Here is a 21,822-nt window from a genome sequence, read left to right as displayed (position 1 = left end):
TTGTCGGCTCGTCGGCGGGACCACCACGCACGCGGCCGGACGGGCGTTTGTGACCTCATAGGAGCTTGGTCCAGAAGCCCCGTCACTGTCTTGTCCACCCGCCCGACCGGCGCGTGCCGCCCTCGGCTCGGACAAGCGGCAAGGACGGACATGACCAGCATGACGCACGACGGAGCGGAGATCACCGGCGGAGTCGACACGCACGGCCCGACCCACCACGCGGCCGTGATCGACCCGCTCGGCCGGCATCTGGCCGACCGGGAGTTTCCCGCGACCGTCCGCGGCTACCGGGACCTGCTTGACTGGATGCGCTCGCACGGCACTCCGACCGCGGTCGGGGTGGAGGGCACCGGCGCCTACGGAGCCGAACTCGCGCGGGTCCTGACAGCGGCCGGCGTCACGGTCGTCGACGTCGACCGGCCGGACCGCAAGACCCGCCGGACGAAGGGCAAGTCCGACCCGATCGACGCCTACGCCGCTGCGACCGCAGTGCTCTCCGGACGGGCCACCGGCATCCCCAAAAGCCGCGACGGAGTGGTCGAGGCCGTGCGCGTGCTGCGGGTCGCCCGCCGCAGCGCGATCAAGGCCCGCACCCAGGCGATGAACCAGATCCGCAACCTCGTGGTGACCGCCCCGGCGATGCTGCGAGAGCAGGTCGCGGGCCTGGACCGGACCGCCCTGATACGCACCCTGGCCCGGCTGCGGCCCGGCGACGACGTCTCCCGCCCGCTCGCGGCGACCAAGGCCTCGCTGCGGCGCCTCGCCCGCCGCCACCAGGCGATGGACACGGAGATCGCCGAGCTCGACGCCGAGATCGGCCCCCTGGTCGAGCAGGCGGCCCCGGCCCTGCTGAAGCTGTTCGGTGTCGGACCGGAGACCGCCGGCCAGCTACTGGCCTCGGCCGGGGACAACCCCGAGCGCATGCGCTCGGAGGGCGCGTTCGCGCACCTCGCCGGCGTCGCCCCGATCCCGGCCTCCTCCGGCCGCACCCACCGCCACCGCCTCAACCGGGGCGGCGACCGGGCCGCGAACAACGCCCTGCACACGATCGTGCTGGTCCGCATGCGCTACGACGAACGCACCCGCGCCTACGTCGAACGCCGCACCAAGGAAGGGCTGTCGAAGAAGGACATCATGCGCTGCCTCAAGCGATTCGTCGCCCGCGAGGTCTACCGCGCACTGACCAGCACACCAGCGGAACGAATCACCCAAATCAACCTCGCTCCTGCGGCTTGACATGCATAGGAGCATCCCACCCCTGAAACGGTTGTCCCCGAACGCGGTCCGGCCTTGCCGCGGTTCGCTCCACCGAGCGATCGCCCGGCCGGGCCCGTTCGAGGACGACACGGCCGCCGGTCGGTTCCCAGGGCGTGTCTTCGGTCCCCCGCCGAGCTCCACGAGGCCCGGCACCGCATCCGCCCTTCGGGCTCCCTCGCCGCGCTCACGCCGCGGAGCCCGACGGGGGACCGAAGACACGCCCTGGAGCCGAACCGCCACGCGGCCATCCCCGCACGCCCGCCTCGCGGTCGTGCCCACCGTGCGCCGTCGAACCCAGCCGGGCCCGACGCGATCCGACCACCCATCCCACCCACCGCACTTCGCGCCACCGTCCCCTTCGCATGCGTGACCTTTTGGAGGTCAGGGTGTCCGTCCGCATTCCCAACCCCGTTCCCATCTCCCCGCGACGAACAGCACAAAGAGCGGCCCGCCGGCGCGTCGGCGTGGCCCTCGCCTCGACCCTCGCCCTGCTCGCCGCGCTGTTCGGCGCGGTACCGGCGACCTCGACGCCCGCCGGCGCGACGCCGCTCGTGCAGGGCAGCGTCGCGCAGTACGGCGTCGCCAAGCAGCAGAACCTGCCCGTCACGATGGCCGACGGCACGGTCCTGCGGGTCGACGTCTACACGCCGGCCACCACCGGTACCACCACGCCGGCGACCGGGTCGTTCCCGGTGCTGCTGACCCAGACTCCCTACGGCAAGGGGTCCACCGAGGCCGAGTTGTCCTGGTTCGTGCAACGCGGCTACATCGCGGTGGCGGCCGACGTCCGCGGAACCGGCACCTCCGCCGGTTCGTGGTCGCCGTGGGCACCGAAGGAGGCCCAGGACGGCGCCGAACTGGTCACCTGGGCAGCCGCCTTGCCGCACGCCGACGGCAAGGTCGGCCTCAACGGCGGCTCGTACGCCGGCATCAACCAGATCATGACGGCCGCGTCCGTCGGCCCGAACTCGCCGGTCAAGGCGATCTTCCCGCTGGTGGCGGGCAACGACCTCTACCGCGAACTGGCCACGATGGGTGGCATCCCGGACGCCGAGTTCATGTCCTTCTGGCTGACCTACACCGGCATCGCGCACCTGAGCGCACCGTTGGCGGAGGCACTGCGCCAGGGCTCGACGCAGAACATCCTGGACACCCTGGCCCTGGAACTCCAGCACCTCGGCGGGGTCGCCTCGGCCAACCTGCCGATCCTGACCGGCCTGCTCGGCGGTGGTGAGCAGGCGTACGACGGCACGTTCTGGCAGCAGCGCCGGCCGGCGGACCTGCTCGCGGGCGTGGTCGCCAACGGTGTGCCCGCGTTCCTGGTCGGCGGCTGGTACGACCTGTTCCAGCGCGGCGCGTTGATGAACTACGCCGGTCTGCAGAACGCGTGGGCGGGCCGCCCGGTCGGCGCGCCGATGATCGCCGGCCAGCCGGTCACCGACCGCTACCAACTCCTGATGGGCCCGTGGTACCACGACCCGCGCCAGGACCCCACGTTGGACCTGCCCGGGTTGCAACTGCGCTGGTACGACAAGTGGTTGAAGGGCATCGACACCGGGATCACCGGCGGCGCCGACCCCAACCCGCTGCACGTGAAGGAACTGGGCAGCAACCGCTGGCTGGACACCCGCACCTACCCGTTCGCGGGCGCCGACCCCACCCGCCTCTACCTGGACCAGGGCCGCACCGGCAGCGCCCCGGCGTCCGCCAACGACGGCCTGCTCACCCCGAACGCGCCCACCGGGAACGGCAGCGAGTGGATCAGTTGGACGGCGAACAACAGCCCGTGCACCCGCTCGACCGCGCAATGGCTCGGCGGCTTCCTCAAGGATCCCGCCTGCACCGACAGCAACACCGCCCGCGAGAGCGGCCCGAACTCGCTCGTCTACACGACCGCCCCGATGACCGAGACCAAGGTGCTCGCCGGCCCGATCGGCGCCACCCTGTACGCGCAGTCCAACACCCCGGAGACGCACTGGGTGGTGACCGTCACCGACGTCGCCCCCGACGGCTCCTCGGTCCCACTCAGCTCCGGCGCCCTGGCCGGCTCGCACCGAGCCCTGGACCCGGCTCGTACGTGGTACGCGCCGGACGGCAGCACGCTGATGCCGTACCACCCGTCCACCCAGACCACCACGACCTCGGTACAGCCGAACCAGGTCACCCGCTACGACGTCGAGGTCTTCCCGACCTTCGCCTCGATCGCCCCCGGGCACCGGATCCGGGTCAACGTGACCACGGCCGACACCCCGCACCTGGCCGCGACGCTGACCCAGACACCTGGCCTGCTGGCCGGCATCTGGCAGCTCAAGTCCGGCCCGGCCAATCCGTCCTCGGTCACCATCCCGCTCGCTTCGGCCACGGCGTTCGGCACGCCGTGCACGAGCGTGTGCCCGTGACCGGGTGATGCGCGGGTAACGCCCACGGGCGCCCGGCCGGGGGTCGACACCCTCGGCCGGGCGCCCCCGTGCGTGCCGCGCGGGCCCCCGCCCGCCGACCCGGCCCCCGCCCGCCGACCCGGGCCCGCGACGGTCGGGCCCACGGCCCGCCGGCCGGTGCACCCGCGTGCCGGCGCCCGCCACCTGCCGCCCGCCGGCCCCCGGTGGGGTTCTGCGATCCTGGCGCCATGCAGGTTGCGCTGCTCGGAGGGGTCCGGGCCCAGGTCGATGACGGCACGCCGATCGAGATCGGTGGGGTGCGGCTGCGCATGCTGCTGGCCCGGCTGGCGTTGGACGCCGGGAACGTGGTGTCGATCGACGCCCTGGTCGACGGGCTGTGGGGTGCGGAGCCGCTCGCGGACGCCGGGAACGCGGTACAGACGTTGGTGTCGCGGTTGCGCAAGGTGCTGCGGCCGGTCGGCGTGTCGGTGGACCTGGTCGGCGGCGGCTACCGGCTCGATGTGCGGGCCGAGAACGTGGACGCGCACCGGTTCGAGGAGCTGGCCGCGCGAGGGCGGCGGGAGCTGGCGGCGGACCGGGCGGAAGAGGCGGCCGCGGTGCTGGCCGAGGCGCTCGCGTTGTGGCGCGGGCCGGCGCTGGCGGACCTGGCGGAGGCGCCGTTCGCCGGGACCTACGCCGCGCGGTTGGACGGGCTGCGGGTGGATGCCGCCGAGGACCGGTTCGAGGCAGAGCTGCGCTCGGGCCGGCACGCCGAGGTGCTGGCCGATCTGACCGCGGCCTGCGCGGCGCATCCGCTGCGCGAACGCACCGCGGCGATGCGGATGCGCGCGCTGTACGCGGCGGGACGTCAGGCCGACGCGCTGGCGGTGTACGAGGACATCCGGGGCCGACTGGCCGGGGAACTGGGTGTGGATCCCTCGGCCGAGCTGCGGGAGACCCATCTCGCGGTGCTGCGCGGCGAGTTGGCCCCACCGGCGGCGCGCCCCGAACCGGCCGCCGCGCCGCTGCCGGCCCGATTGACCGGCTTCTTCGGCCGGGACGACGAACTGCGATTGCTCGCCGACCTGATGGCAGGCTCCCGGCTGGTCACGCTGGTCGGCGCCGGCGGCGCGGGCAAGACCAGGTTGTCCGTGGAGGCGGTGACCCGGCATCAGGCCTATCGGCGCGGGCGGGTGTGGTTCGTGCCGCTGGCCGGCGTGGGCACGCCGGACGGAGTGGCCGACGCCGTGCTGGCCGCGCTCGGCTCGTGGGAACTGCGTTCCTCGGACGGGCGACAGCGGCGGACCGGCACCCCGGTGGACCGGGTCGCCGAACTGCTCGACGTCGGCGAGGCGGTGCTGATCCTGGACAACTGCGAGCATCTGGTGGAGGCGGCGGCGGAGTTGGCGTACCGCCTCCTGGACCGGTTGCCACAGCTCACCATCGTCGCCACCACCCGGGAGCCGCTGGGCATCACCGGTGAGGCGCTGTGTCGGGTCGGCCCGCTGCCGGTGCCACCGGTCGGCGATCCCCGCGCGGACCTCGCCGCGGCGGGCGAGGCGGCATCGGTGCGGCTGTTCCTGGACCGGGCCGGCGCGGTGCGGCCCGGGTTCACGCTGAACGCCGGCACGATCGAACCGGTGGTGGAGATCTGCCGACGACTGGACGGGATGCCGCTCGCACTGGAGTTGGCCGCCGCGCGACTGCGTGCGATGAGCGTCGAGCAGATCGCCCGCCGCCTCGACGACCGCTTCCGGCTGCTCGGTTCCGGCAGTCGCGCCGAGGCGCCGCGTCGGCGCACCCTGCTGGCGGTCGTCGAGTGGAGCTGGGACCTGCTGGCCGAGTCGGAACAGCAGCTCGCCCGACGGTTGTCGGTGTTCCCGGGCGGTGCGACGGTGGCCGCGCTGGAGGCGGTGTGCGCCGACGAACTCTTGCCGGTGGACGACGTGTTCTACGTACTCGGCTCCCTGGTGGAGAAGTCGATCGTGGATGCGGTCGGCGACGGCGAACCGCGCTACCGGATGCTGGAGACGGTCCGCGCCTACGCGGCGGATCAGTTGGTCCGGGCCGGGGAACGCGACGAGTTCGCGGGCCGCTTCGAGCGATACTGCCTGGCGTTGGCCTGCGAACACGACCCGCTCCTGCGGACCGCCGCGCAGCTCACCTCGATCGCACTCCTGGACGCCGAGTACGACAACCTGATGGCCGCGTTGCGGGCGTTCGTCGACGCCGGGGACGCGGCGGACGCGGCCCGGTTCGCCGGTGCGATGTTCTGGTACTGGGGGATGCGCGGGATCGGCGCGCCGTTCGAGACCATCGTGCCCGAGGTGCTGCGCTTCGGCGACGCGCTGCCCGAGCACGCGCGAGCCGCGTTCGCCGCGATGCACGTGCTGGCCGGGATCAACGCCCCACGACTCGCGGACGGCGAGGAACTGCGCTCGGTGCTCCGAGCGTGCGCCGTGGCCGACGTGTACGCGCACTATCCGGCACTGGTGGTGGGACTGCCGCTGGCCGCCTTCCTGTCCGGGAACACCGAGGTCGGAGAGCAGGAACTGGCCCGGATGTCGGCCGGGCCGGATCCGTGGGTCCGGGCGTGCGCGCACTGGATGAACGACTTCGTGTACACCGATCGCGGCGACTGGCAGGCCGGAGCGCCGGCGCGGAACGAGGCGCTGTCCGGGTTCGCGGCGGTGGGCGATCGCTGGGGCCTGGGGATGGCGCTGATGGCCATCGGCGCGCACCATTCGATCCGGGGTGAACACCCGCCGGCGATAGCCGCGTTCGAGCGGGCGGTGGCGCTGGCGAGCGAACTGGGCGCGGTGGACGATCTGTCGCTGTACCGGGGCACGCTGGCGGCCGAGCGTATGCGGGCCGGCGACCTGGCCGGCGCGCGCAGCGAACTCGACGCCGCGGAGCGGCAGGCATGGGCGCGTGGGCATCGGTATCTGGAGATCGGCGTACTCTCCGGGCGTGCCGAACTACACCGTCGAGAAGGTGAGTTCGCTGCGGCCGAGGACATCCTCGACCGGGTGGGAGCACTCGCCGAGAGCCTGTCGTTGCCCGCCGAGATGGTCGGCGACCTGATCGCGCAGGGGCGGCTGGCGACACTGCTCGCGAGCGCCGCCGAGGACCCCGATGTGCTAGCGCGGGCACGGGGGTTGCTGCCCGCCACGTCGGCGGCGGCGGTGTCCCGCCGTGACCTGGCGGACGTGGCGCCGACGGCGGAGTTGCTGGCCGCGGTGCTGGGGCGCGAGGGCGATCCGGTCGGCGCGGCCGAGGCGCTGGGGCTGAGCGCGGCGCTTCGCGGCATCTTCGACGCGGGTAGCCCGGACTTGCGGGTGCTGGTGGACCGGCTGGTCACCGAGCTGGGCGAGGCGGGCTACCACGAGGCCTATGCTCGGTGCGTCGCGTTGTCCCGGGAGGAGGCACTCGGCGCCGTACTGGCCCGACTCGAACCGGCCGGGGTGCCGAACACGCCGTAGTTCGGGGGCAGATGCGGTGGTGGCGGCGACAGCCGACCGGTCCGGCTCGATGCAGAATTTGCATTTGCCGGCCAAATGTCCATCATTGGGTGGCAAATGCGAACGAGAGAGTCGATTTGGCTTGCAGATGTATTTTGTGTTCGGGTCCGTCGGCATGGGCATGATCCGGAGCAGTGGCTGAACGGGTGATCACGCGATCGGAAGGGGAACCGGTGAACGATCGCGGGATCCGGGAGTTCGGGCTGGATCGGGAGTTGACCCGGGTGGCGGGCGTCGAGGTCCGGATCGTCGTCGACGGCATCGCGGCCTGGGGCATCGAGTGGGTCGACGGCCCGACGGTGGACCGGATGCGTGGCCAGGTCGCCGCCGTGCGCCGCGAACGACGCCACGTCGCGCCGCCCGACCACCGGCTCGACTACCGTCGCCGGCAGAGCCCGCGGGCATGGGCGGCGCGCGCGATATCGGCGCTGCGCGACGCGAGTTCGGTCCGTGCGGTGGCGGCGGGCGCGGCGATGCGCCGAAACCATCCGGCCGCCCAGGGCCGGCGGGCCGGCGATCTGACGCCCGAGGACCACGCGCTGCTGGATCTGGTGCGCCGGTTGTCCGAGGGCATAACCGATCCCGAGCGCGCGGACCGGCCGGAGGACGAGCCGCTGATCCGTCGATTGCTCGACGAGGGAAACCACTCCACGGAAGCGATGTGCCGTGTCCTCAACGAGGCACCGGGCGGCCCGGGCTTCGCTTTCGGCATCGGGGTCACCGATGAGGGTGAGCGGGCGCGGCGGCGGTCGCGTCTGCGGCTGGTCTCGGGAGACTCCGGCCGCTGAGTACGGCGGTCCGGTTCGACGCGAACGCGGCCGATCCGGTCGCGGCCCGCGGTTCCCGCCGGACGAACGCCCGGCGGATCAGCCGAGAGCCGCGGCGAACCGGTCGCGCAGGTCGCCCAGACGCTCGACCGGTTCATTGGCGAAGACCAGCCGCAGATACGAACTGCCCTGCGGGCCCCAGCCGTTCATCGGCGTGGCGGCGACCCGCCCGAGCCGGAAGAGCCGTTCGGCGGCCGTCTCGGGGGTCAGGCCCAGCGCGGCGGTGTCGATCAGCAGCGACCAGCCGCCGTGTGGACGCACACACGGGTAGTCGGCGAGCCGATCCAGGATCCTCGCGCAGCGCTCGCGCCAGATCGCGGTCGCCGCGGCGACGTCGGCGTCCGCGTCGGGTGCGGACAGCGCGGCGGCGACGGCCGCCTGACCGATGCCCACCGGGCAGACCACGTTGCTCAGGCCCACGAGTTTGACGTCGGCCATGATCTCGGCGGGACCGACCACCCAGCCCACCCGCCAGCCGATCATGCGCAGTTCCTTGGACGCCGCGCCGCACGTCATGGTGCGGTGGGCCAGCCCGGGATGCGCGGCCGGATGGTCGGGGGCCTTGCCGTCGAACCGGATCCGCTCCATCGCCGCGTCGTAGACGACCCAGCAGTCGTGCTCGGCGACCGCGCGGGCCAGCGCGTCCCAGTGGCTGCCGTCGAGCAGCGCGCCGGTGGGCATCGCCGGGGCCATCACCAGCACGGCGGCGGTGTTCGGGCCGACGGCGGCGGCGAGTTCGTCCGGATCGGTGCTCCAGCCGGTGGGCCCCGGGGTGGCCCGGACGTGCCGCGGGACGCCGCCGGCGAGGCGGATGCGATTGACCAGGCCGGCGTAGATCGGGTCGGCGATCACCACCTCGCGGCCCGGTTCGACGGTGGCGAGCAGGACGTTCAGGACGCCGTTGAGCCCGCCGGCCGCATTGACCACCTCGTCACCGGGGTCGTACCCGCGTCCGGCGAGTCGGCCCACGTGTGCGGCGGCGGCCTCACGCAAGGCGAGCGAACCGTGGAAGGGCAGGTAGCTGTTCGCGGCGTCGTCCTCGATCGCGGCCCGGGTCGCGGCGAGCGCGACGGCCGGCGGGCGAAGGTCGGTGTCGAGGTTCTCCAGGCGCAGCAGGTCCGGATCGTGCGCGGCGTCGGCGGCGTCGCCGACCTTGTCCACGCCGATGCCCGGGATGTGCTGGAGGCGGGAGACGCGCATGGTCATGATCTCCATCCCTGGGGCGCGGTGCCGAGCGGTGCCGGGGAACAGCGCATCGCGTGCCGGCTCGTACCGGTAAACTGATACGAGGATCCAGCATAATGAACGCCATGACCATCGCAAGGGATATCGGACACAACATCCGGACGCTCCGCGAGGCGGCGGGCCGCTCCCTGGCCGATCTCGCCACGAGCGCGGGCCTGAGCAAGACCACGCTGCACGGCATCGAACAGGGCGAGGCCAATCCGACGCTGAGCACGCTGTGGGCACTCGCGGGCGCGCTCGACGTCCCGCTGGGCGGCCTGCTCGAAGCCGGCGCGCCGGCGGTCACGGTGGTGCGGGCCGATCAGGGACCGCGGGTGAGCGGCGAGGCGGTGCGGGCCCGACTGCTGCACCGGGTGCACGTACGCGGCTGGGTGGAGCTGTACGAGCTCGACGTGACCGGGGCCGAACAGGTGTCCGATCCGCATCGCCCCGGCGTCGAGGAGTGCCTGCTGGTCACCGCCGGCCGGATCGAGACGGGTCCGATCGCCGACCGTCGGGAGTTGTCGAGCGGCGACTCGATCCGCTTCGACGCGACCCGACCGCACGTCTACCGGGGACTGGACGAGAGCAACCGGGCCGTGTTGCTGATGGTCCATCAATGACCGGCCGGGAACCGGGCCGCGGCGCACGTCGAGCCGCCGCGCGGATCCGCGTTCGGGTTGCCGGAATCCACCACTGTGACCGGAGTCTCCATTCTTTGGCCAAGTATCGCCCTGCCAAAGCGAGTTGGACAACGATTGACTCCACTCATGGCAACCACACTCGTACCCGAGAGTCCGGTGCGACCGGACCGGCCCGGTCACTTCAACATCGGCACCATCGAGTTCCCGTTCTGGACCGGTGGCCCCGGGTTCACGCTCGCCAAGATCAGCTACCCGGCGGAGTACGACGGCTGGCTGGCCCCGGCGGACAAATCCGAGGGCTCGTATCCGTCGATCGTCCTGGCGCCCGCGACCTGGACCGGTTCGAACATGTACGACTGGTTCACCGACTACGTGGTGCGGCACGGGTACATCGTCTTTCGCTACTTCCCGGAGAACATCCTCGCGCTCGACCCGCATGTGCACGCCGACACCGTCAGCGACGCCATCGACAAGCTGATCGACATCGACGACGACCGGTTCAACCCGCTGCGCGGCCTGATCAAGCAGGACGCGTTCGCCGCGGTCGGGGTGTCCCTGGGCGGGGCCGGCGCGCTGCTGGCGGCGGCTCGGGACAAGCGCATCCGCGCGGTCCTGGGTTTCGCGCCCGGCCGCAACGTCAAGGAACCCGACCTGTACGCGCGGATCGACGCCGAGGTCTGCAAGGTGGCCACGCCGACGCTGATCGTGTCCGGGCAGAACGACAGGATCTCGCCCGGATCCGGCGTGCACTACCTGGACCTGGTCCCGCAGGGCTACAAGGCGTACGTGGAGATCACCGGCGGCAATCACGTCCAGTTCCTCGACCCCAGCGACGTGGACATCCACCTGCCCGGCCTGCCCCGGGACGGCAAGCCCGGCATCACCTTCGCGGAGCAGCACGCGATCACCAACGTGTACGCGACCGCGTTCCTGCACGCGGCGCTGAAGGGGCACGGCCACTGCGAGGGGCTGGTGTCCGGCGAGGACGCGTTGATGGCGCTGAAGAACGGCCGACTCTCCGACCTGCGTTCGGAGGCCGGCCCGCTGCCCCTGCCGTTCCCGGCGGCGACGACCGGCGTACGCGGCGCGGCGGCCGCCGCGGTGCCGGCGGCGGCGTCCGGGAACCTGATCGAGGCGGCGACCACGGTCGCCTCGGCGGTGCTGCTGCGGGTCAACGGCCTGGTGCGGGACGTGGCCCGGGGCGTGGAGCGGGCGACGGTGGAGGTGGAGAAGCGCATCGTGCGGTAGGGGCGCGTCGCCCCCGGTAGGTCAGCCGTCCGCGTCGCGGCCGAAGGATTCGGCGGCGGCGCGGGCGAGTTCGTCCTCGAACTCCGCCGCGTCCCCGCTGACTCCGACCCCGCCCACCGGGCGCCCGTCGATCAGGAGCGGATGGCCGCCGCGCCCGAGATACCAACTCCCCTGTGCGACAAAGCTCTGCGCGAACACGGGCCGGTCGCCGAGCAGTTCCTCCATCACCGCGGTGGCCCGCCCGAACGCCGCCGCCGTGCGGGCCTTGGCCGCGGCGAGATCCGCGCTGAACCGCAGCGCGCCGTCCATGCGTTCGAACGCGACCGGTATGCCCGCGCCGTCCACCACCGCGACGCTCACCGCACGCCCGGCCGCCGACGCCGCGGCCACCACATCGCGCACGATCGCCCGCGCGGCGGAAGCGGCCACGTCGTGATGGACAACGACCCGGTCGACCCGGTCACGGTTCACCATCGCTGCTCCCGCGTCGAAGAAGTCGAGCCGCGCGTCCCGGCCGGACCGCGCGAGGCCGCCCCAAGAGTGCCGGCGTCGTGCCGATCGTGGAAGGGCCGACGCCGGGCGGTCGCGATCGTGTCCGGACCGGGAGACTCGCCCATTCGGTGTGGTTCGGCGCGGTGCGCGTTTCCGGGTCTCGGCCCGCGTCGACCCTGAACCCATGGCCGACCGTGAACTCGTGAACCAAGCCGTGCTCGTACCCCCCGGCGCCGACCTCGTCGGTGCGCAGGGCATCCGAATCAGCGAACGTGTGTCCGCCGCGACCGTGGGCGCCGGACGCCTGTGCGGCTTCTTCGCCACCCTGGGACCGGGTGAGCGGACGGCGGTGCATCATCACGAGGACGAGGAGACCATCGTGCTGCTCACCGCGGGTAGCTGCGACGTGTTCTCCGGCGAGGGGTTGACCGGCGGGGTGCGCATGCGGGTGGGCGACGTGGTGTTCATCCCGTCCGGCTGTGTGCACCAGGTGCTGGCCGGGCCGCACGGCTTCACCGTTTTCGAGGTCCGCTCCGGCGCCACGGACCGCACGGTGGTGGTCGGTCCGCCGTGACCGGGTCGGACCCGGGTTTCGGGCGCTGCCGAGCACGACCCCGGGTCCCCGGCGGAGCCGAGCATGACCCGGGCTTCCGGTGGGGTCGAGCACGCTCCCGTCATCGATAACCATCGGCTATCACCGTCGGTCTTGGACGGTGGGCCGGCCCGCGCGGCAAGGTGATCACACGGGAAGCGCCGCCGACTCGCCGAGTGGGCGGCGCGATGACGAGGGGAACCACACGATGAGCAGGATCTGGTTGGTCACCGGCGCGAACAGTGGCTTCGGACGGGCCGTCACCGAGGCGGCCGCGGCCGCCGGCGACACCGTGGTGGCCACCGCGCGGCGGCCCGAGTCGCTCGCGGATCTGGTGGCCGCGCACCCGGACCTGGTCGAGGCGGTCGGGCTGGACGTGACCGACGCGGCCGGCATCGAGAGCGTCGTGCGCGATGTGGTCGCCCGGCACGGCCGGGTCGACGTACTCGTCAACAACGCCGGCCGCACCCACGTGGGTGCCATGGAGGAGACCACCGACGCGGAACTGCGTGCGCTGTTCGAGGTGCACGTCTTCGGCCCGGCCGCGCTGGTCCGCGCGGTACTGCCGCACATGCGCGCCCGGCGCTCCGGCGCGATCGTGCAACTGAGCAGCATGGGCGGGCAGATGTCGTTCGCGGGCTTCTCCGCCTACAGCGGCACCAAGTTCGCGCTCGAGGGCATGTCCGAGGCGTTGGCCGACGAGGTGCGCGAGTTCGGCATCAGGGTGCTGGTGGTCGAGCCGGGTGCGTTCCGGACAGGGCTGATGGGTGCCGCCGGCGTCAGCGCCGAGATCGCCGCCTACAGCGAGACCGCCGTCGGAGCGACCCGGCGCATGGTCGAGGCGGCCGACGGGCAGCAGCCGGGCGATCCGGCCAAGGCCGCCGCCGCGATCCTGGCCGCGCTCGCCGCCGAGATCACGCCGCTGCGGCTGCCGCTGGGCGCGGACGCGGTGGACGCGGTCGTCGGGCACCTCGACAGCGTGCGGTCCGAGATCGACACGTGGGAGAAGGTCGCCCGCGCCACCACGTTCGACTCCTGAGCCGGGCCCCGAGCCGGGCCCCGAGCCGGGACCGCCGGGCCGGTCGATCCGGGTTGCCGACTCGGGCCGGTCGGGAGGCCCACGGGTCGCGGGCGGGTTCCCGGCGGTCGATACGGTGAAGGTTCAGGGTCGTACGTCCCCGTCCCGGACCAGGAGGCAGCATGGAAACGCGCGTGGTCGACAACCCGGCGCAGTCCCGTTTCGAGATCCACGCGGGCGGCGAGCCCGCCGAGCTCGCCGGGTTCGCCGAGTACTTCCTCGGCGACGATCTGATCGCGTTCATCCACACCGAGGTCGATCCGCGCTTCGCGGAGCGCGGTTTGGGCGACGTGCTGGTCCGGTCCGCGCTGGACGCCGCCCGCGAGCGCCAGGTCGGCGTGGTGCCCAACTGCGCCTATCTGCGGGCCTGGATGATCGAGCACCCGGAGTACCTCGACCTAATTCCCGAGCGGCATCGGCCCGCGCTGGGCCGGTGACCCGGCCGGGGGTGTCGGGGACGGGACCGTCCTGGCAATCTTGGGGTGTGAACGCCGCGGTTCGATCCGGGCCGTCGCCCGACGTCGGGAGGGGTCGATGACGAAATCCTTGCGGGACGAAATCGGACCGGAGCGGTTCGACGAGTTGATCGCCGAAGGGGTCCGGAAGGCGGTCGCGGAGTCGCACGCGGCGGGGCTGCCCGCGATCGGCGGCGAGAACGGGCGCGTGTACAAGGTGTACGCGGACGGCACCAAGGTGTACGTCGACGAGGAGGAAGAGGGCGCGCGCGAGTACCGGATATTCGCCGACGGAACCAAGGTGTACGTCGACGAAGCCCCGGCGTGATCCGCGGCACGCGCGGCGGGCGGCACGCGGTTCGGGTGGGCGGTACCGGGGCGATCCGGGCGATGTGTCGGCCGGATACGGTGGGGTGCGCGGGTACGGTCGGCGGTGGGATCGACGTGCGTACGCGTGGACAGGAATGCCCGGGCCGCAAGTCCCGATCGTGACCCAGGAGGCAGCAGCATGGAAACGCGTGTGACGGACAACCCGGCGCAGTCCCGCTACGAGATATTCATCGGCGTCGAGGCCGCCCCCGGCGCGTCCGTGGCCCCGCCGCTGCGGCCCACCGAACTCGCGGGCTTCGCGGACTACTTCGTCAGCGGCGACGAGGTCGCCTTCACGCACACCGAGATCGACCCGCGGTTCGGCGGCCGGGGTCTGGGCGGTCGGCTCACGCACGCGGCGCTGGACGCGGTCCGGGAGCGGGGTCTCGCGGTGCTGCCCTACTGCTCGTTCATCCGGGACTGGATCGCCAAGCACCCGGAGTACGTCGACCTGGTCCCGGAGGACCGCCGCGACGCGTTCGGCCTGTGATCCCGCGGGCGCCGGCTCACGACTCGACGGCCATCCGGATGCCCAGCGCGACCATGACCCCGCCGGACGTCTGCTCCAACCGGCGCCGGACCTTGGCGCGGCTCAGCACGGTGCGCATCCGGCCGACGAACCAGACGTACAGGCCGTAGTAGCCGATCTCGTACACCGCCCAGATCGCGGCCAGCGCGACCATCGTGGGCAACTGCGGCGCGCCGTGCGGGACGAACTGGGGGAGGAAGGACATCGCGAAGACGGCGGCCTTGGGGTTGGCCAGGTTCAGGGTCAGCGCGGCACGGTAGGCGCGTCGACCGCTGTCCGGCTCGCGCTCGGTGCCCGCGTCGGCCCCTGCCCGGGCCCCGGCGTCGGTCGAGTCGGCGGCGGTGAATCCGGTCAGGCCGTCCCGGCGGGCCGCGCGGATGGCCTGGACGCCGAACCCGACCAGGACGACGGCGCCGACGATGCGCATGATGTCGTAGGCGAGTTGGGAGGCGGCCAGCAGGCCGGTCAAACCGAAGGCCGCGGCGAGTCCCCAGACGAAGACCCCGGTCTCGTTGCCGAGCACCGCCAGGAAACCGGCCCGACGGCTCTGCAACGAATGTCGGATGATCAGCACGGAACTCGGTCCGGGGCTTGCCGCGATGAGGGTGCAGGCGCCGAGGAACGCCAGAAGAGTGTGCGTCATGCCCGCATCCTGGCCCTCCACCGGTCCGCGATGCCATCGAATTGCCGGGCGGACGGACGGCCCGGTCCGGCGCCCGCCACCGGCCGCCGCCGGCGCTACCGTGCGGGGAGCGGCTCGACCGGCTCGGTCGGCAGCCAACCACGCGGGTCGGCCACGACCTGCTCGCCGGACGCGAGTTCCTTCACCTGGTGCGTTTCGCGGCCGTCCGCGTCCGCGCCGGCGTTCGCCCCGGCCCCGGGGAACCACACGTATGCGATGCCCTTGCGCAGCGCGTATCGCAGTTGCTTCTGCAGCTTGTCCGGGTGGTGGTAGACCTCGGTGCGGATCCCGCGAGCGCGCAGCGTCGCGGCGGTCCGCACCGACAGCGCGAACGACTCGGCGTCGGGCACCGCGACCAGCACCTGGGTGGGGCACTTCGGCCCGATCGGCAACCGGCCCTCGGCGACCAGCTTGGCGAAGATCCGGGTCAGGCCGATGGAGATGCCCACACCGGGCAGGTCGCGCCGGATGAACGACCCGGCGAGGTTCTCGTAGCGGCCACCCGAGCAGATGCTGCCGTAGTCCGGGAATTCGACGAACTTGGCCTCGTACACCGTGCCCGTGTAGTAATCGAGCCCGCGTGCGATGGACAGGTCCGCGACGACCGAGCCAGGCGACAGGTCGGCCAACGCGTCGAGTACGAAGGCCAGTTCCGTGAGCCCTTCGTCGAGCAACGAGTGTTCGACGCCCAGCGCGCGGACCTCGGTCACCACCGACGCGTCGGTGCCGCGAATCCGGGCCAACTTCAGGCAGTTCGCCACCTGGGCGGCGTCCAGGCCGAGTTCGCCGGAGAGCAGGTCCCCGACCCGGTCGAGGCCGACCTTGTCCAGCCGGTCGACGATCCGGATCGCGGCCACCGGGTCCGCGATGCCGAGCCCGGCGTAGAAGCCCTCGAGGATCTTGCGGTTGTTGAGGTGGATCGTGAACGGGCCGATCCGCAACGCGGTGAGGATTTCGTGTGCGATGCGCGGCATTTCGGCATCGAAGTACAGCGGAACCCGGTCGACGTTGATCACGTCGATATCGCATTGCACGAATTCCCGGTACCGGCCGGCCTGCGGGCGCTCGCCGCGCCAGACGCGCTGGATCTGATAGCGCTTGAACGGGAAGACCAGGTCGTTGAAATTCGGGTTCGGCAACCCTCACAGGATCGACCGGGGTTGGGCAAGGCAATTCGTGGGCCTCGACCGTCGGTGGGCGGGGTCAGGAGGAGGTGGTGGTCGGCTGGGGCAGGCCTTCGCGTACCACGTCGAGGTATTCGGCGATCGCGTCCCGGTTGCGGATGAGACAGTTGACGCGTTCGGTCATCCGGTCGCGTTCGTGCTCCAGGGTGGCGATCATCTCCGGCGTCGCGTCCGGGAAATGGATGATGCGAGGCTTGTCGAGGCAGGGCAGGATCTGTTTGATGATCCGGGTCGGCAGACCGGCGTCGAGCAGGCCCCTGATCTGCAGCACCCGGTCCACGAAGAACTCGTCGTAGTCCCGATAGCCGTTGGGCGAGCGGTTCGCGACGATCAGGCCCTGCTCCTCGTAGTAGCGCAGCAGTCGGCGGGGGGTGCCGGTGCGCTCGGACAACTCTCCGATGCGCATGTGATCCACCTCACGTCTCGTCGCTTGACCATCACATCAATGTGAGGGTTCGAGCATACGCGGCATGACAAGTCGAAGCACGGCACCAGCCCCCTTCCCCACGGAAACCGACGACCGCAAGTTGCCGATGGCGGCGCTGTTGGCGCTGGCCACCGCGGTCTTCGTGACCAGCCTGACCGAGACCCTGCTGGCGGGCGTCCTGCCCGCGATGAGTTCCGACCTGGGGGTCGGCGAGTCCGCGATGGGACAGTCGGTGACGATCTACGCGATCGGCACCGCGCTCACCGCGATTCCGCTCTCCACGGCGACCGCCGGGTGGCGCCGCAAGCGGTTGCTGCTCGCCGCGATGGCCGGCTTCGCGGCGGCCAACACGGTCACCGCCGTCTCCGGCAACTACCCGCTGACCATGGCGGCCCGCTTCGTCGCAGGCGTGGCGGCGGGCGTGGCCTGGGCGTTGCTGGCCGGGTACGCCCGCCGGATGGCACCCGCACACCTTCAGGGCAAGGCGATCGCGATCGTGATGGCGGGCATTCCGATCGCACTGTCGCTGGGGGTGCCGGCGGGGACATTCCTCGGCGACGAGTTCGGCTGGCGAGTCACCTTCTCGTTGATGACCGTGCTCGCCCTGATCCTGATCGGCTGGATCGTCGCGACCGTCCCCGAACACCCCGGACAACGACCGGAGGAACGAACGCCCCTGCTGCGCACATTGGCCATCCCCGGCGTGGCCCCGGTCCTGTTCGTCACCCTGGTCTTCGTCCTGGCGCACACGATCCTCTACACCTACATCGCCTCCTACCTGGACCGGCTCGACATGGGCGGCTCCACCGACGTGGTGCTGCTCGCCTTCGGCGGCGCGTCACTGGTGAGCATCTGGCTGGTCGGCGTGTTGATCCACCACCGACTGCGGGCGCTCACCATCGCGGCCACACTGTCGTTCGGCGCGGCGGCGGCCGTGCTCGCGGTGTTCTCGGACAGCCATGTCCTGGTCTACGGCGCGGTCGTGCTGTGGGGGCTCGGCTGGGGCGGCGTGCCCACTCTCCTGCAGACCGCCGTCGGCGACGCGGGCGGCGCCGACGCGGACGCCGCGCAGGCGATGCTGGTCACGCTGTGGAACGCGGCGATGGCCGGTGGCGGCGTGGCCGGAGCGATCCTGCTGGACCTGGTCGGCGCCGGGTCCTTCCCCTGGAGCGTGCTGGTCCTGCTGGTACCCGTACTCGTGGTGGTCCTCGCCGCCCGCGCGCACGGGTTCCCGGCCCGGCGCCCGAACGCGGCTTCCTGACCACCCGGCGAGGCGCGGCGGCCCGAGGCGACGTGGGGCGACCCGGTGCGATGCGGGGCGCGGTACGGCGAGGTGGTGGGCGAGGTGGCTCGGTGGCGCGGCGAGATCGCCCGGCGGGTGCGGCCGGGCTCGGTCCGTCTAGGGTTCCGTCATGAGCACGCACGCATACCTCTCCGAACTGTTCTCGCTGGAGGGTCGGGTCGCCGTGGTGACCGGCGGGAGTTCCGGCATCGGCCGAGCGATCACCCGGGCGCTGGCGCGGGCCGGGGCGAGTGTGGTGATCATCGCCCGCCGCGAGGCGGAACTGGCAGCCGCCGTCGACGAGTTGACCGCCCTGGGTGGCAAGGCGGCCTGGGTGAGCGCCGATCTGGGCAGCAGGGACGCCGTGCGCACGGCGGCCGACGCGGCGGCCGAGGTGTACGGCGAGCCCGACATTCTGGTCAACTCCGCCGGGATCAACCTGCGTCCGCCGATGAACGAACTCGGCGACGACGTGTGGGACGCCACGATGGCGGTGAACCTGGAGGCGCCCTACCTGCTGGGGCAGCGGTTCGGGCCCGGCATGGCCGAGCGGGGCTACGGGCGCATCATTCACGTCACCTCGCAGCAGGCGCATCGCGCGTTCGTCCAGAGCGGCGCCTACGGCGTGTCCAAGGGCGGCCTGGAGTCGCTGGCCCGATCCCAGGCGGAGGCCTGGTCGCAGTACGGGGTCACCAGCAACACGCTCGTGCCCGGGTTCGTGATGACCCCGCTCAACGCCCGGCTGGCCTCCGACCCGGAGAAGTCGGCCGCGCTGGCCGCGCGCACGATGGTCGGACGCAACGGCCTGGCCGAGGACTTCGAGGCTGCGGCGCTGTTCCTGGCGAGCCCGGGATCGGGCTACGTGACCGGCCAGTCGATCTTCGTGGACGGCGGGCTCTCGGTCCACTGAGCACGCCGAGCGGCCGGCCCGGCCCGGTGCACGTCGCCCGGCCGGCCCGGCTACGACGACCGGGCGCCTCCTCGCCTCCCCGACGCCCCGACGCCCCGACACCCCGACACCCCGACACCCCGACACCCCGACACCCCGACACCCGGAAATGGTGTGGACGACCGATCGGTTGTCGCCGATGATCCCGGGGTGACAGATCCTCTCGATACCTCCGCCGCGCGCCCGTCGTCCGCCCGCTCGGAGCGGCAGGTTCGCTGGGTCCACCTGGTCGGTCGACCCCTCGGCGCACTGCTGGCGGGCGACCTGGCCGAGGCCCGCCGGCAAACCGGCTTGGACCTCCCCGAGTTCTTCGTGTCCGACCGGGCGCGCGGCCTCTGGCGTCGCCGCTTCGACCAGGTGACGGCCGAACCCGAGAGCGCTCCGTGGCTCGCCCGGGCGGCGGTGTCCGAGCCGGACGGCGCGGTGGTCGGCTACGCCGGGTTCCACGGGCCACCGGACGAGTCGGGCATGGTGGAGATCGGCTACACCGTGGTGCCCGAGGCGCGCCGCCGAGGATATGCCCGCGCGATGCTCGCGTCGCTGCTGGAGCGCGCGGCGCACGAACCCGACGTGTCCACCGTCCGGGTCACCATCTCACCGGACAACGCCGCGTCGCTCGCGACCATCCAGGGATTCGGATTCGTCGAGACCGGCGAACAGATGGACGAGGAGGACGGCCTGGAGATCATCTTCGAGGTACCGGCCGACCACATCCCGGGATCCTGACCGCCGGGGAGTCGTGACGGCCGTAAGGCGAGGCGGCGAGGCCGTGCGGGAAACCGTCACCCGATCCCGGGCCGGGCCCGCTCGGCCCTCGGTACCTCGTCCACGCCGCCGGCGTCCACCGCGCTCCCGCGCACCCGGCGGAAGTTCAGCGCGACGAGCACCGCGAGTACCGCGCCCGCCGCCGCGCCGAACACGGCGGTCCGCAGCCCGTCGGCGGTGGCCGTCCGCAGCGCCTCGCCGGTGCGCCCGTCGGTGCCGGAGTTGGCGACGGCGACCAGTACCGCCAGGCCCATCGCGCCCCCGACCTGCTGTCCGGTGGACGCCATCCCGGACGCGACGCCCTGCTCATGTGGCCGCACCCCGGTCGCGGCGGCGGCGAACATCGTGGTGTAGACGACACCCTGGCCGATCCCGAAGACCAGCAGACCGGGCGCCAGGTCGAGGTAGGAGCCGTTCGCCGAGATGCCCAAGCCGACCACGACCAGGCCGACCGCGCTCACCGCGAGGCTCGCCGGCAGCGTGGACCGTACCCCGAACCGGGTGGCCAACCGGCCACCGAGCAGCGAGCCGATCAGGCCGCCGCCCATCGGGACCAGGTAGGCGAAGCCGGTCCGCAGCGCGCTGTACCCGTGTACGCCCTGGAAGTAGACGGTGAGGAAGTACGGCAGCGTGCCGAGCGTGGCCATGAACAGAAACGTCACCGCCATACCGGTGCCCAGGGAGCGGTCGCGCAGCAGGCGCAGCGGCATCAGCGCATCCGGATGGCGCCCCTCGGCCACCAGGAAAACCACCAGCAGACCGACGCCCAGCACGCCGCCGGCCGCCACGAGCGGGCTCGTCCACCCCGACTCCGGGCCCTGGACGAGGGTGAACACGAGCAGGGTCGAGCCGAGGGTGGCGGTCAGCGCGCCGAAGACGTCGAACCGCCGACCGGAGACGCGCGCGGGGTCGGCGGGCAGGATGACGAAGGTCAGCAGTGCGGCGCCGCCGGCGAGCGGGACGTTGACGAAGAACACCGCCTCCCACCCGAGCGCCCGGGTCAGGACACCGCCCAGCAGCGACCCGAGGATCAGCCCGCCGGAGCCGGTCGCCGCCCAGACCGACAGCGCGTGGTTGCGTTCGCGGCCCTCCGCGAACGTGGTGTTGACCAGGGACAGCGTCGCGGGGAAGAGGAGGGCGCCACCCAGGCCCTGGCCCGCGCGGGCGGCGATCAGCGCCCCGGGCTCACGGGCGAGGCCGCCCGCCGACGAGGCCACCGCGAACAGCGCGAGTCCCAGCACGAACATCCGCCGGCGGCCGAGCAGGTCGGACATCCGGCCGCCGAGGAGCAGGAACGCGCCGAAGGCCACCGCGTACGCGCTGACCACCCACTGGAGGGTCTGCGCGGAGAAGCCGACTCCACGGCCGATGTCGGGCAACGCGACGTAGACGATGTTGTAGTCGAGCGAGGTGATCAGGCTCGCGAAGGCGAGCAGTGCGAGGGCCGCGCCGGGGCGGCGCGGGCCGGACGTGTCGACGTCGTGGCGGGGAGCGGGCATGGCGAAGCCTCCCGAGGCGGGTGGAGGGGGAGTTCGCGCGGTCGGCTTTGGTGGGATCGGGCCGATTCCGGCGACGTCTCGAAGGCTGCCACGCTCGTGCGCCGCCGAGGAGCGGAGCGTTCACCCTGGGATCGCCGATCCCTGGGTACCCGAGTCTGTGCCGGCAGCCCCCCGTCCACGCCGATCCGGGGCGCCGGGTCGGCGATCGGATCAACACCTGGGACGGCGGCCGGGCGCGTTCTGCGCCGACCCGAGCGGGCATGACAGGGAGACCGTCACCAGGCCCTATGGCAGCGGCTCATGACGGGCCGTCAGCTTGGCCGGCCCCGGTCGGTCGGTTGAGGTGAAGGCCCGATGGAGGCGCTCGATGCCCTCGACCAGGCGCTCGGGGCCCTCGGCGTAGGCGTAGCCGACCCGCAG

At 72.3% G+C, this 21,822-nt stretch carries 20 protein-coding genes; 14 read left to right on the top strand and 6 right to left on the bottom strand.

Translation table 11 applies throughout. The features are described 5' to 3' along the window. Positions 1-150 precede the first annotated feature (150 nt). The 4 genes from OG948_RS45175 (at position 151) to OG948_RS45160 (ending at position 7,944) form a co-directional block, all read left to right on the top strand. A complete protein-coding gene (locus OG948_RS45175; protein ID WP_331770823.1) occupies positions 151-1,236 on the top strand; it encodes an IS110 family transposase in 1,086 nt (361 codons plus the stop codon). Between the two features lie 485 nt (positions 1,237-1,721). After that, the gene (locus OG948_RS45170) at positions 1,722-3,656 is read left to right on the top strand and encodes a CocE/NonD family hydrolase (RefSeq protein WP_406300624.1); all 1,935 of its coding nucleotides are present in this window, start codon (positions 1,722-1,724) and stop codon (positions 3,654-3,656) included. 227 nt (positions 3,657-3,883) lie between these two features. Beyond that, positions 3,884-7,117 (top strand): BTAD domain-containing putative transcriptional regulator, encoded by a 3,234-nt coding sequence (locus OG948_RS45165; protein ID WP_331770821.1) that lies wholly within the window; start codon positions 3,884-3,886, stop codon positions 7,115-7,117. Between the two features lie 212 nt (positions 7,118-7,329). Beyond that, on the top strand, positions 7,330-7,944 hold the full coding sequence (locus OG948_RS45160; RefSeq protein WP_331770820.1) for a hypothetical protein: 615 nt from the start codon (positions 7,330-7,332) through the stop codon (positions 7,942-7,944). Positions 7,945-8,022: 78 nt separating this feature from the next. Here OG948_RS45160 and OG948_RS45155 read toward each other — a convergent pair whose 3' ends face one another. Next, positions 8,023-9,183 (bottom strand): pyridoxal phosphate-dependent aminotransferase, encoded by a 1,161-nt coding sequence (locus tag OG948_RS45155; protein WP_331773515.1) that lies wholly within the window; start codon positions 9,181-9,183, stop codon positions 8,023-8,025. 110 nt (positions 9,184-9,293) lie between these two features. Here OG948_RS45155 and OG948_RS45150 point away from each other — a divergent pair, with 110 nt between their 5' ends. Both OG948_RS45150 and OG948_RS45145 read left to right on the top strand, forming a co-directional pair. Further along, positions 9,294-9,830 carry a helix-turn-helix domain-containing protein gene (locus OG948_RS45150; RefSeq protein WP_406300623.1) on the top strand — a complete coding sequence of 179 codons (537 nt, stop codon included), beginning with the start codon at positions 9,294-9,296 and terminating at the stop codon, positions 9,828-9,830. 147 nt (positions 9,831-9,977) lie between these two features. Continuing rightward, positions 9,978-11,099 (top strand): hypothetical protein, encoded by a 1,122-nt coding sequence (locus OG948_RS45145; RefSeq protein WP_331770818.1) that lies wholly within the window; start codon positions 9,978-9,980, stop codon positions 11,097-11,099. A 21-nt stretch (positions 11,100-11,120) separates the two neighbouring features. Here the strand turns inward: OG948_RS45145 and OG948_RS45140 are convergent, their stop codons facing one another. After that, complete coding sequence (locus OG948_RS45140; RefSeq protein WP_331770817.1) at positions 11,121-11,573, bottom strand: heme-binding protein; 453 nt, start codon at positions 11,571-11,573, stop codon at positions 11,121-11,123. 202 nt (positions 11,574-11,775) lie between these two features. Here OG948_RS45140 and OG948_RS45135 point away from each other — a divergent pair, with 202 nt between their 5' ends. From OG948_RS45135 to OG948_RS45115, 5 genes are all read left to right on the top strand, one after another. After that, positions 11,776-12,165, top strand: a complete 390-nt coding sequence (locus OG948_RS45135) for a cupin domain-containing protein (RefSeq protein ID WP_331770816.1) — start codon at positions 11,776-11,778, stop codon at positions 12,163-12,165. 226 nt (positions 12,166-12,391) lie between these two features. Continuing rightward, entirely contained in the window at positions 12,392-13,222 is an 831-nt protein-coding gene (locus tag OG948_RS45130) for an oxidoreductase (RefSeq protein ID WP_331770815.1), read from the top strand. 161 nt (positions 13,223-13,383) lie between these two features. Further along, positions 13,384-13,698: a GNAT family N-acetyltransferase gene (locus OG948_RS45125; protein WP_331770814.1), complete on the top strand. Its 315-nt coding sequence runs from the start codon at positions 13,384-13,386 to the stop codon at positions 13,696-13,698. Between the two features lie 97 nt (positions 13,699-13,795). Continuing rightward, complete coding sequence (locus OG948_RS45120; RefSeq protein WP_331770813.1) at positions 13,796-14,044, top strand: hypothetical protein; 249 nt, start codon at positions 13,796-13,798, stop codon at positions 14,042-14,044. Positions 14,045-14,224: 180 nt separating this feature from the next. Further along, positions 14,225-14,575: a GNAT family N-acetyltransferase gene (locus OG948_RS45115; RefSeq protein WP_331770812.1), complete on the top strand. Its 351-nt coding sequence runs from the start codon at positions 14,225-14,227 to the stop codon at positions 14,573-14,575. Between the two features lie 16 nt (positions 14,576-14,591). On the opposite strand, the gene OG948_RS45110 is transcribed toward OG948_RS45115, so the two are convergent. The 3 genes from OG948_RS45110 to OG948_RS45100 form a co-directional block, all read right to left on the bottom strand. Next, on the bottom strand, positions 14,592-15,257 hold the full coding sequence (locus OG948_RS45110; RefSeq protein ID WP_331770811.1) for a LysE family translocator: 666 nt from the start codon (positions 15,255-15,257) through the stop codon (positions 14,592-14,594). A 95-nt stretch (positions 15,258-15,352) separates the two neighbouring features. Next, the gene (locus OG948_RS45105) at positions 15,353-16,435 is read right to left on the bottom strand and encodes an ATP phosphoribosyltransferase regulatory subunit (RefSeq protein ID WP_331770810.1); all 1,083 of its coding nucleotides are present in this window, start codon (positions 16,433-16,435) and stop codon (positions 15,353-15,355) included. Between the two features lie 64 nt (positions 16,436-16,499). Further along, on the bottom strand, positions 16,500-16,886 hold the full coding sequence (locus OG948_RS45100; RefSeq protein WP_331770809.1) for a MerR family transcriptional regulator: 387 nt from the start codon (positions 16,884-16,886) through the stop codon (positions 16,500-16,502). Positions 16,887-16,950: 64 nt separating this feature from the next. Between OG948_RS45100 and OG948_RS45095 the strand changes: the two genes are divergently transcribed. The 3 genes from OG948_RS45095 to OG948_RS45085 all read left to right on the top strand — a co-directional run bounded on the left by OG948_RS45095 (position 16,951) and on the right by OG948_RS45085 (position 19,864). Next, positions 16,951-18,168: an MFS transporter gene (locus tag OG948_RS45095; protein WP_331770808.1), complete on the top strand. Its 1,218-nt coding sequence runs from the start codon at positions 16,951-16,953 to the stop codon at positions 18,166-18,168. Positions 18,169-18,319: 151 nt separating this feature from the next. Next, positions 18,320-19,099 (top strand): SDR family oxidoreductase, encoded by a 780-nt coding sequence (locus OG948_RS45090; RefSeq protein ID WP_331770807.1) that lies wholly within the window; start codon positions 18,320-18,322, stop codon positions 19,097-19,099. Between the two features lie 189 nt (positions 19,100-19,288). Continuing rightward, a complete protein-coding gene (locus tag OG948_RS45085; RefSeq protein ID WP_331770806.1) occupies positions 19,289-19,864 on the top strand; it encodes a GNAT family N-acetyltransferase in 576 nt (191 codons plus the stop codon). A 56-nt stretch (positions 19,865-19,920) separates the two neighbouring features. Here OG948_RS45085 and OG948_RS45080 read toward each other — a convergent pair whose 3' ends face one another. Next, complete coding sequence (locus OG948_RS45080; protein WP_331770805.1) at positions 19,921-21,402, bottom strand: MFS transporter; 1,482 nt, start codon at positions 21,400-21,402, stop codon at positions 19,921-19,923. Positions 21,403-21,822 lie beyond the last annotated feature (420 nt).

The sequence above is a fragment of the Embleya sp. NBC_00888 genome, from assembly GCF_045207655.1.
GTDB lineage: Bacteria > Actinomycetota > Actinomycetes > Streptomycetales > Streptomycetaceae > Embleya.
This window is presented reverse-complemented; position numbering and strand designations above follow the sequence as displayed.

Excerpts from the sequence above, each read along its gene's own strand:
- OG948_RS45175 (WP_331770823.1), top strand. The coding sequence starts at position 151 with ATGACCAGCATGACGCACGACGGAGCGGAGATCACCGGCGGAGTCGAC.
- OG948_RS45165 (WP_331770821.1), top strand. The coding sequence starts at position 3,884 with ATGCAGGTTGCGCTGCTCGGAGGGGTCCGGGCCCAGGTCGATGACGGC.
- OG948_RS45155 (WP_331773515.1), bottom strand. The coding sequence starts at position 9,183 with ATGCGCGTCTCCCGCCTCCAGCACATCCCGGGCATCGGCGTGGACAAG.
- OG948_RS45150 (WP_406300623.1), top strand. The coding sequence starts at position 9,294 with ATGACCATCGCAAGGGATATCGGACACAACATCCGGACGCTCCGCGAG.
- OG948_RS45145 (WP_331770818.1), top strand. The coding sequence starts at position 9,978 with ATGGCAACCACACTCGTACCCGAGAGTCCGGTGCGACCGGACCGGCCC.
- OG948_RS45140 (WP_331770817.1), bottom strand. The coding sequence starts at position 11,573 with ATGGTGAACCGTGACCGGGTCGACCGGGTCGTTGTCCATCACGACGTG.
- OG948_RS45135 (WP_331770816.1), top strand. The coding sequence starts at position 11,776 with ATGGCCGACCGTGAACTCGTGAACCAAGCCGTGCTCGTACCCCCCGGC.
- OG948_RS45130 (WP_331770815.1), top strand. The coding sequence starts at position 12,392 with ATGAGCAGGATCTGGTTGGTCACCGGCGCGAACAGTGGCTTCGGACGG.
- OG948_RS45125 (WP_331770814.1), top strand. The coding sequence starts at position 13,384 with ATGGAAACGCGCGTGGTCGACAACCCGGCGCAGTCCCGTTTCGAGATC.
- OG948_RS45120 (WP_331770813.1), top strand. The coding sequence starts at position 13,796 with ATGACGAAATCCTTGCGGGACGAAATCGGACCGGAGCGGTTCGACGAG.
- OG948_RS45115 (WP_331770812.1), top strand. The coding sequence starts at position 14,225 with ATGGAAACGCGTGTGACGGACAACCCGGCGCAGTCCCGCTACGAGATA.
- OG948_RS45110 (WP_331770811.1), bottom strand. The coding sequence starts at position 15,257 with ATGACGCACACTCTTCTGGCGTTCCTCGGCGCCTGCACCCTCATCGCG.
- OG948_RS45100 (WP_331770809.1), bottom strand. The coding sequence starts at position 16,886 with ATGCGCATCGGAGAGTTGTCCGAGCGCACCGGCACCCCCCGCCGACTG.
- OG948_RS45095 (WP_331770808.1), top strand. The coding sequence starts at position 16,951 with ATGACAAGTCGAAGCACGGCACCAGCCCCCTTCCCCACGGAAACCGAC.
- OG948_RS45090 (WP_331770807.1), top strand. The coding sequence starts at position 18,320 with ATGAGCACGCACGCATACCTCTCCGAACTGTTCTCGCTGGAGGGTCGG.
- OG948_RS45080 (WP_331770805.1), bottom strand. The coding sequence starts at position 21,402 with ATGCCCGCTCCCCGCCACGACGTCGACACGTCCGGCCCGCGCCGCCCC.